Annotated in this window: 7 protein-coding genes; 3 read left to right on the forward strand and 4 right to left on the reverse strand. The window is 71.5% G+C overall.

The window, feature by feature from the left end:
- Window positions 1–39: 39 nt before the first annotated feature.
- Window positions 40–1,698 carry a urocanate hydratase gene (hutU, locus tag G5C60_RS47440; RefSeq protein WP_165269976.1) on the reverse strand — a complete coding sequence of 553 codons (1,659 nt, stop codon included), beginning with the start codon at window positions 1,696–1,698 and terminating at the stop codon, window positions 40–42.
- Between the two features lie 143 nt (window positions 1,699–1,841).
- Here hutU and G5C60_RS47445 point away from each other — a divergent pair, with 143 nt between their 5' ends.
- Together G5C60_RS47445 and G5C60_RS47450 are read left to right on the forward strand one after the other, a co-directional pair.
- Complete coding sequence (locus G5C60_RS47445; RefSeq protein WP_165269978.1) at window positions 1,842–3,230, forward strand: type III PLP-dependent enzyme domain-containing protein; 1,389 nt, start codon at window positions 1,842–1,844, stop codon at window positions 3,228–3,230.
- A gap of 115 nt (window positions 3,231–3,345) precedes the next feature.
- Complete coding sequence (locus G5C60_RS47450) at window positions 3,346–4,710, forward strand: APC family permease (protein ID WP_165269980.1); 1,365 nt, start codon at window positions 3,346–3,348, stop codon at window positions 4,708–4,710.
- A gap of 139 nt (window positions 4,711–4,849) precedes the next feature.
- Here the strand turns inward: G5C60_RS47450 and G5C60_RS47455 are convergent, their stop codons facing one another.
- The 3 genes from G5C60_RS47455 to G5C60_RS47465 all read right to left on the reverse strand — a co-directional run bounded on the left by G5C60_RS47455 (window position 4,850) and on the right by G5C60_RS47465 (window position 8,061).
- Window positions 4,850–5,434 carry a hypothetical protein gene (locus G5C60_RS47455; protein WP_165269982.1) on the reverse strand — a complete coding sequence of 195 codons (585 nt, stop codon included), beginning with the start codon at window positions 5,432–5,434 and terminating at the stop codon, window positions 4,850–4,852.
- Between the two features lie 162 nt (window positions 5,435–5,596).
- Window positions 5,597–6,493, reverse strand: a complete 897-nt coding sequence (locus tag G5C60_RS47460) for a MurR/RpiR family transcriptional regulator (protein ID WP_165269984.1) — start codon at window positions 6,491–6,493, stop codon at window positions 5,597–5,599.
- Window positions 6,490–8,061 (reverse strand): aromatic amino acid ammonia-lyase, encoded by a 1,572-nt coding sequence (locus G5C60_RS47465; protein ID WP_165269986.1) that lies wholly within the window; start codon window positions 8,059–8,061, stop codon window positions 6,490–6,492. Before G5C60_RS47465 ends, G5C60_RS47460 begins: the two co-directional genes overlap by 4 nt.
- Window positions 8,062–8,203: 142 nt before the next feature.
- Between G5C60_RS47465 and G5C60_RS47470 the strand changes: the two genes are divergently transcribed.
- A partial coding sequence (locus G5C60_RS47470; protein WP_241267592.1) for an ABC transporter ATP-binding protein occupies window positions 8,204–9,399 on the forward strand: 1,196 nt, incomplete at its 3' end.

Here is a 9,399-nt window from a genome sequence, read left to right on the forward strand (position 1 = left end):
GGGGCGGGGTGGGGGAGAAATCCCCGCCCTGCGGCAGGCTCACTCGCCCTCCCGCATGGGAACCCGCACGCCCCGCTCGTCCGCCACCGACTCCGCGATGTCGTACCCGGCGTCGACATGACGGATGACCCCCATCCCGGGGTCGTTCGTCAGCACGCGCCGGATCTTCTCGCCGGCGAGCGGCGTGCCGTCGGCCACGGACACCTGGCCGGCGTGAATGGAGCGCCCCATGCCCACGCCGCCGCCGTGGTGGAGGGAGACCCAGGAGGCGCCGGACGCCACGTTCACCATGGCGTTCAGCAGCGGCCAGTCGGCGATCGCGTCGGAGCCGTCGAGCATGGCCTCGGTCTCGCGGTACGGGGACGCCACGGAACCGGCGTCGAGGTGGTCGCGGCCGATCACCAGCGGGGCCTGCAGCTCCCCGCTCGCCACCATGTCGTTGAAGCGCTCACCCGCCCGGTCCCGCTCGCCGTAGCCGAGCCAGCAGATGCGCGCCGGAAGCCCCTGGAAGTGCACCCGCTCACCGGCCATCTTGATCCAGCGGTGGAGGGATTCGTTCTCGGGGAAGAGGTCGAGGATCGCCTTGTCCGTCTTGGCGATGTCCGAGGCCTCACCGGAGAGCGCTGCCCAGCGGAAGGGGCCCTTGCCCTCGCAGAAGAGCGGGCGGATGTAGGCGGGGACGAAGCCGGGGAAGGCGAACGCCCGCTCGTAGCCGAAGAGTTGGGCCTCGCCACGGATGGAGTTGCCGTAGTCGAAGACCTCGGCACCGGCGTCCATGAAGCCGACCATGGCCTCGACATGCCGGGCCATGGACTCCCGGGCACGCGTGGTGAACCCGGCCGGGTCCTTCGCCGCGTACGACGCCATGTCGTCGAAGTCGACACCCACCGGCAGGTAGGACAGCGGATCGTGGGCCGAGGTCTGGTCGGTCACGATGTCGACGGGGGCGCTCTCGGCGAGCATGCGCGGCAGCAGCTCCGCGGCGTTGCCGAGCAGGCCGATCGACAGCGGGCGGCGGGCGTCGCGCGCCTCCACCGCCAGTTGGAGGGCGTGCTCCAGGGAGTCGGCCCGTACGTCCAGGTACCGGTGCTCGAGGCGGCGCTCGATCGCGCGCGGGTCGCAGTCGATGCAGATCGCGACGCCGTCGTTCATGGTGACGGCGAGCGGCTGGGCGCCGCCCATGCCACCGAGTCCGGCGGTGAGCGTGATCGTCCCGGCGAGCGTTCCGCCGAACCGCTTCGCGGCCACGGCGGCGAACGTCTCGTACGTGCCCTGCAGGATGCCCTGCGTACCAATGTAGATCCACGAACCGGCCGTCATCTGGCCGTACATGGTGAGTCCCAGCTGCTCCAGGCGCCGGAACTCCTCCCAGTTCGCCCAGTCGCCCACCAGGTTCGAGTTGGCGATGAGGACGCGCGGCGCCCACTCGTGGGTCTGCATGACGCCGACGGGGCGGCCGGACTGGACGAGCATCGTCTCGTCCTGCTTCAGGGTGCGCAGCGTACGGACCATGGCGTCGAAGGAGCGCCAGTCGCGGGCGGCCTTGCCCGTGCCGCCGTAGACGACGAGCTTGTCGGGGTGCTCGGCGACCTCGGGGTCGAGGTTGTTCTGCAGCATCCGCAGGGCGGCTTCCTGCTGCCATCCCAGGGCGCTCAGTTCCGTACCGCGCGGCGCTCGGACGGGCCGTGGTCCTGACATGGTCTGCCTCCTGGCGGATTGGTGGATACTCCGGCGTTGCAGTCGGTCATTGCAATGGATATTCACATCCTGACTTCCTGAATAGAACTAGTCAATACGCTCATGCGTCGGCGCCGGCACGGCGTGGGTGTTTGGCTGGATGTATGGCGGCATACACAGGAGACACGGACAGAGCGGGCGAGGCGCCGGACGCGGCGGCTTCGGACGGGGGCGCGCGGCGGGACGAGGCCGTCCGCGCGGCCGTGGAACAGGGACTCGTCGGCCCCACCACCCCCATCATCGGACTCCTCGACATCACCGGCATCCGCACCTCGGCGGCGGCACTGCACGCGGCCTTCGACGCGGTGGCCGCACCGGGCACGCCGGTGCTGCACGCGTTCGCGGTGAAGGCGACGCCGCTCGTGCCGGTGCTGCGGCTGCTGCACGAGCAGGGCATCGGCGCGGAGGTGGCGAGCGCGGGTGAACTGGCCCTCGCCCGCGCGGCCGGGGTCCCCCCGTCCCGTACGGTCCTCGACTCGCCGGCCAAGACACCGGCGGAGCTACGGGAGGCGCTCGCGCTGGGCATCGCGGTCAACGCCGACAACCCGCAGGAGCTGGCCCGCATCGATGGGCTCGTCCAGTCGGCGGCGACTCGCTCGCCCCTGGGGCTGCGGGTGAACCCGCAGGTCGGCGGGGGTTCGATCGAGGCGCTGTCCACGGCGACGGCGACCTCGAAGTTCGGGGTCGCGCTGCGGGACGAGGGGGCGCGCGAGTGGGTCGTACGGGCGTATCTGGACCGGCCGTGGCTGACCCGGCTGCACGCGCACTCCGGTTCGCAGGGCATGTCGCTGGAGCTGATGGCCCGTGGGGTGGCCGAGACGTACGGGCTCGCCGAGGAGATCAACGCGCGTGCCGGGCGGCGGCAGATCGACACGCTCGACATCGGCGGCGGGCTGCCGGTGAACTTCGCGTCGGACGCCCAGACCCCGACGTACGCGCAGTACGCACGGCTGCTGGCGGAGACCGTGCCGGGACTGTTCGACGGGCGGTACGGGCTGGTCACGGAGTTCGGGCGGTCGCTGCTCGCCAAACACGGGGTGGTGCTGGCGCGGGTCGAGTACACGAAGACCGCCGGAGGGCGGGCGATCGCGGTGACGCACGCGGGCGTGCAGGTGGCGGCCCGCACCGTGTACGCGCCGGCGTCGTGGCCGCTGCGGGTGGGAGCGTACGACGCGAAGGGCCGCCCCAAGGCGGGGACCGAGGTCGTGCAGGACGTGGCGGGACCCGCGTGCTTCGCGGGTGATCTGCTGGCCCAGGGGCGTGCGATGCCCCTGCTCGAACAGGGCGACTACGCGGCCGCGTTGGACACGGGCGCGTACTACTTCGCGCACCACTACGCGTACAACTCGCTTCCGCGCCCCGGGATTTACGGCTTCGGGCCCGGTGCGGAGGGCGGGGTACGGTTCGCGGTCGTACGGGCGCCGCAGTCGCTGGAGGAAATCGTGGCGGAGTCGGGCGGGGCGCACGCGGAGGCACTGACCGGCACACTCTAGGAGTCCGCGCCCGGGTGAAGCTCTGATGAAGCTCAGAGATTCCGCTTCTCCCGCATCCCGGGCGCGCCATCGGGCAGCACTCCCCCGTACGGATCACCGATCGGGGGAGGTTCTCTTGTCCACCACCGAAACGACCACTGGAGCATCCGCGCCCGCCGAGGAGCCGGGACTCAAGCGGGCCATCGGCCCCAAGCTGCTGATCCTCTTCGTGATCGGCGACATCCTCGGGACCGGCATCTACGCCACGACCGGCGCCGTCGCGGGGAAGGTCGGCGGGGCGTTGTGGCTGCCGTTCGTCATCGGCTTCGCCGTGGCGATCCTGACGGCGGCGTCGTACGTCGAACTCGTCGGCAAGTACCCGAAGGCGGCCGGAGCGGCCCTCTACACACAGAAGGCCTTCAAGGTCCCCTTCCTGACCTTCATCGTCGCGTTCATGGTGATGGCTTCGGGCCTGTCGTCCGCGAGCGCGGCGGCCCGCGCCTTCAGCGGTGACTATCTCTCCGAGCTGACGGGCGACGCACTGCCGCCGACGCTCATCGCGATCTGCTTCATCCTGCTTCTCGCCGGGCTGAACCTGCGGGGCGTGTCGGAGTCGGTGAAGACGAACGTCATCCTGACCCTGGTCGAGCTGACGGGTCTGCTGATCATCCTCGCGATCGGTGCGTACGCGGTGCTGACGGGTGACGGGGAACCGTCCCGGCTGGGCGAGTTCGAGACGAGCGGCAGCGGATACGCCCTGATGACCGGGGTGTTGGGGGCCACGGCGCTGGGCTTCTTCGCGTTCGTGGGTTTCGAGGACTCGGTGAACATGGCCGAGGAGACGAAGGATCCCGTCCGTACCTTCCCGAGGGCGATCTTCATCGGGGTGGCGGTGACGGGCACGATCTACGTGCTGGTGGCGCTCGTGTCCTCGCTCCTCGTGGACCACAAGGTGCTCGAAGGCTCCAGCGGCCCACTCCTGGAAGTCGTGAAGGCGGGCGGCGTCGACTTCCCGCACAAACTGTTCGCGCTCATCGCGTTGTTCGCCGTCACCAACTCCGCGCTGATCAACATCATGATGGCTTCGCGGCTCTGCTACGGCATGGCCAACGAACGCATCCTGCCCCGCGGCATGGGCCGTGTCCTGCGCCGCCGCCGAACCCCCGTGGTCGGCATCGTCTTCGTCACCGTGCTGGCGATCGGCCTGGTCTCCACGGGCGAGATCGAGGGCCTGGGCGACACAACGGCGTTCCTGCTCCTGTGCGTGTTCGCCGTGGTCAACATCGCGGTCCTGGTCCTGCGCCGCGACCCCGTGGACCACGCCCACTTCCGCACCCCGACGTTCCTTCCGGTCCTGGGCGCGATCACCGCCCTGATCCTCGCCAGTCCTCTGGCCGACCGCCCGGCGGACGTGTACATCCGCGCGGCGGTACTGCTCGCGATCGGCGTGTGCCTGTGGGCGGTGAACAAGGTGGTGCTTCGGGTACGGGACGAGGCGTGAGGGCGTAAGGGAAGGGGGGTTCGAGGGCCGGAGGCGAAGACGCACCGTCAGCCGCCGACGGCGGGAAACCCCCACAGGAAACCCGCACAGGACAGCCAACTCGCACGGGCGGTGCGCGGGTGGGAGAAGGAACCACCCACTACACCAGCACGCCACCCCGACGCCGCGCCCCACCGGGCGCGGCGTCGCCCGCGGCGATACCGGTGGCCCGGTACGCCTTGACCCGCTTGCCCGCCGGTGCACCCGCCCCACGGGCGAGCCAGTCGACACAGACCCACAACAAGACCTCGGAGCCCCGCTCCAGGCGGCCCAGCCACGCGGCCTTCAACCGCAGTCCGACCCCCGCCCCGGCAAGCAGCATGCCCCCGGCCGCGGGCACCGCGAACGCGCTCCCCAGAGCGGCCAAGAAGGCGAGCAGCAGCCACCAGCGATGCCTCCGGCGCCAGTTGCGCGCGGTCACGGCACGGTCCTGGAGCACATCGTGCCTGCCCGCACGGGCGGCAGCGCCGGCCAGGGCGGCGTACCGCTTCCTGCGCAGCAGCGCTACCACCGCCGCCGTGACGAGGAACAGCGCCGCTCCCGCCATCACCCCGATCCGGCGCCCGGTCACACCCGGCACCAGCGCGCCGATACCCGCCGCGAACACGCCCAGCCACCACAACGGCACGGCACCGGCCCGTACGACGACGGCCACCCGAGCCAGTCCCTGACCTCCGCGCGTCACCTTCCCGCCTCCTCGTCCGAAGGTCCCAGGCCTCTGAGAGCTCTGAGACCTCAAGCCTCTTTGGGCGCGCAGGTTAGCGACCGAAGGTGAGACAAATCTGAGAGCCGAAGCCGGTCGCAGCCGACCCGCGCGGCCACTCGCCCCAAACCCCTACTACGTCCCCTACTCGACGAACAAGCCCCGCGCAGCCGCCCGTACGTCGAACTCCTCGAGCCGCGCCTGCGCGTCCGGCAGGTCGTCGCACATCGCCTCCAGCAGCACCCGCCCGAGCAGCATCGGCGCACAGACCGTGTCGAAGGCGAGCCCCGTACCGACCGCGGCCGGCAGCAGCAGGTCCGACACCTTCGCCACCGGTGCGAACGCCGAGTCCGCGACGGTCACCACGGTCAGCCCGGCCTCCTTGGCGTACGAAAGCGCGTCCACGACCTCGCGCGGATGCCGCGGCAGCGCGAAGCACAGCAGAGCGGTGGCTCCGGCCCGCACCGCCGCGTCGATGCGGTCGGCGAGCATCGTGCCGCCCTCGTGCAGCAGCCGTACGTCGGGATGGACCTTGGCCGCGAAGTACGAGAAGCCGTACGCCTGGGAGGCCGCGGCCCGCAGCCCGAGCACCGGCAGCGGCCGAGACGCCGCCAGCAGCCGCCCCGCCCGCTCCACCGGCCGCGGATCGGCCAGTACGGAGGCCAGATGCCGCAGGTTCTCGATCTCGGCCTCGACGGCCTGCTGGTACTCGTTGTACGAGGCGGTGTCCGCGACCGGCTCGGTGGGCGCGACCTCCCGCAGGTGCTTGCGCAGCGCCGGGTAGCCGTCGAAGCCGAGCGCGACCGCGAAGCGGGTGACGGACGGCTGGCTGACCCCGGCGAGTTCCGCGAGCTCGACGCTCGACAGGAACGGCACGTCTGCAGCCCGCCGCACCATGCTGTGCGCGATGCGCCGCTGCGTCGGTGTCAGCCGGTGCCCTTCGAACAGCGCCTGCAGGCGCGCGGCGGAACTGTCCGTCACGTTCGTGTTCCTGTCCACGTCCGTATTCCTGTCCACCTTCGTGTCCCTGTCCACGCTCATGCCGTGCTCCCCCTCCAGATGTCCGTGAACCGGTCGAGCAGTGCGGCCGCCACCGCCACGTCGTCCGTGAGCGGCCGGTCGGCCTGGTCCGCGTCGAGCACCGACTCGGCGAGTTCCAGCGCCCGGCCCACCGGAAGCTCCGGGTCGGGGCGCAGCTCGCGCTGGCGCAATGCCCGTACGGCGGCGACGAGTTCGCAGCCGACGACGAGACGGTACGCATCGCACACGCGCAGCGTCTGGCGTGCGGCGAGCGAGGCGAAGCTCGCCTGTTCCTCGACGCCACGGGAGAGTACAGCGTGGCCGAGGGAGGCGGGCGCGGAGAAGGCCCGCAGATCACCCAGGGCGGCCCCGGCGGCGTACTCCAGGATCATCACGCCGGAGGACGCGGGTTGGTTGTCGGCGAGGAAGGGGCGCAGGCGGGTGTACGCGGGCTCGTTGAGCGTGGACAGGCGCGAGGTCGACAGGCGGGCGACCTGTGTGAGGGAGAGCCTGAAGTGGTCGAGGGCCAGGGCGAGTTGGGCCTGGTAGAAGCCGCCGTGGTGGTAGGCGGCCATGTCCTCGGCGCAGATCAGCGGGTTCTCGGCAGCGGCGTTGATCTCGACCACCAGCACCTCGTCGAGCGCGTCGGCGGCGTCGAGCGCGGGACCGTGGATCTGGGGCAGACAGCGGAAGCCGTACGGGTCCTGGAGGCGCCCGAGCGGCGGCGTCGGGTGATCGGCCGCGCCGATCAACTCGCGCATGCGGCGGGCCACTTCGGCCGTCCCGCGGTGCCGGCGCGCGGCGTGCACGGGCGCCGCGTACGCCTCGTGCGAGCCGTCCACCGCGAGGAGTGACAGCGCGGCGACGACCTGCGTGGCCCCGATCAGCCCGCGCAGCTCGTGCAGGGCGAGCGCGGCCTGTCCGAGGGTGAGGGCGTTGCTGCTGATGAGGGCGAGGGCGTCGTTGTTGTCGAGGGGCTGTGCCTCGGGCGCGCCCGTTCCCGGCACGCGCCCGCCCGGCGCACGCCACCCGGGCTCCGCCTCCCGCCACGGGTGCTCCCCCGCCAGCGCAAGCCCCACCTGGGCCAGCGCCGCGATGTCCCCGGTGCCCACCGAGCCGAACTCGTTCACCACCGGATACGCCCCGGTCTCCAGCGCCTCGCACAGCGCCGTCACCACGGTGGGCCGCAGCCCCGCACCGCCCGCGAGCAGCTGGTTCGCCCGTACGGCCAGCATCGCCCGCACCTGTCTGGCGGGCAGCTCCGCGCCGATCGATCCGGCATGGCTGCGCAGCAGCCGCAGCCCGTGGCCTGCGGCCGCCTCGGTCGGCACGTCCTCGTTCCGGTTGGCGCCGACGCCGGTGGAGCGGCCGTAGACGCGCCCGGTCGCGGCGATCTGCCGGGCCGCGTCCCAGGTCTCCTCGACGCGCTTCATCGCCTCGGTGCCGGGGACCGGCCGCGCGGCACCGTCGGCGAGGCGCACGATGTCCGCGACGCCGGTGCCGTACCCGTCGAGGACGACCAGACCGGGCGTGAGGGCACCTGAGTCCGAGTCATCGACCCCCGGCATGTCCACGATCCGAGACGACATCACGCGCAAACTCCTCTCTACCCGGACATCTGATCTCGCCTGACGGTCATCTGTAACCGGCGTTTTACTCCAGGGCGTTGACAACCTATTCAGACACCAAGAACTCTGCATGACGATATGCACACCGGGCAAGGGACACCTCATGATCCAGTTCGATGCGGTCCACAAACGTTTCCCGAACGGCACCACGGCGGTCCACGACCTCTCCCTGGAGATGCCCGAAGGCGGCGTGACCGTCCTCGTGGGATCTTCCGGTTGCGGCAAGACGACGACGCTGCGCATGGTCAACCGGATGGTCGACCCCACCTCCGGGACCATCCGTGTCGGCGGCCGTGACGTGCTGGACCAGGACGCCGCGGAGCTGCGCCGCTCCATCGGTTACGTCATCCAGCAGTCGGGCCTCTTCCCGCACCGCACGGTGCTCGACAACATCGCGACCGTGCCGCTGCTCCTCGGCTGGGGCCGCAGGAAGGCGCGGGCACGGGCGGCGGAGCTCCTGGAGACGGTCGGCCTGACCGCCGAGGCCGGGAAGCGCTACCCGCACCAGCTCTCCGGCGGCCAGCAGCAGCGTGTGGGCGTGGCCCGCGCGCTCGCCGCCGACCCGCCCGTCCTCCTCATGGACGAGCCGTTCGGCGCGGTCGACCCGGTCGTCCGCGCCCAGCTCCAGGACGAACTCCTACGACTCCAGAAGGAGTTGAGCAAGACGATCGTCTTCGTCACACACGATGTCGACGAGGCGGTACGGCTCGGCGACCGCATCGCGATCTTCCGCACCGGCGGCCACCTCGTCCAGTGCGCGGCCCCCGCGGAGCTGCTGGCCCGCCCGGCGGACGAGTTCGTGGCGGACTTCCTGGGCGCCGAGCGCGGGCTCAAGCTCCTGTCGCTGACGACACTCGCGGACGTGCCGCAGGGCCCGGCTCCCGAGGGCGGCGCCTGGGAGCTCGTCCTGGACGAGGCGCGCAGGCCGCAGGCCTGGCGCACGGAGGACGCGGAGATCCCCGTACGACCGCTGCGGGACACCGACTCCCTGCTCGCCGGCCTGAACGAGTCGGTCGCCGCCCCGAACGGGCTGATAGCCCGCGTCGACGCGGACGGCGTCCTTACCGGCGTGTCGTCACGGGACGACATCCACGCCCGGGCGGGCGCGGCACACGCGGCAGCGGCGGGCGGCGTACGGGGCGACGCGGCAGCCCCTGCCGGGCTGCGCGCCGAGTCGGGCGCGAGCGGCACCGCGTCCCGCGCTGAGGCCGGCACGAGCGACACCGCCGAAGCGGCGGACGACGCAAACCCGGCAGACACCGACGCCGGCCCGTCCCCGACCGCCGAAGCCAAGACCCC

This window comes from Streptomyces scabichelini, assembly GCF_011045015.1.
GTDB classification, from domain to species: domain Bacteria; phylum Actinomycetota; class Actinomycetes; order Streptomycetales; family Streptomycetaceae; genus Streptomyces; species Streptomyces scabichelini.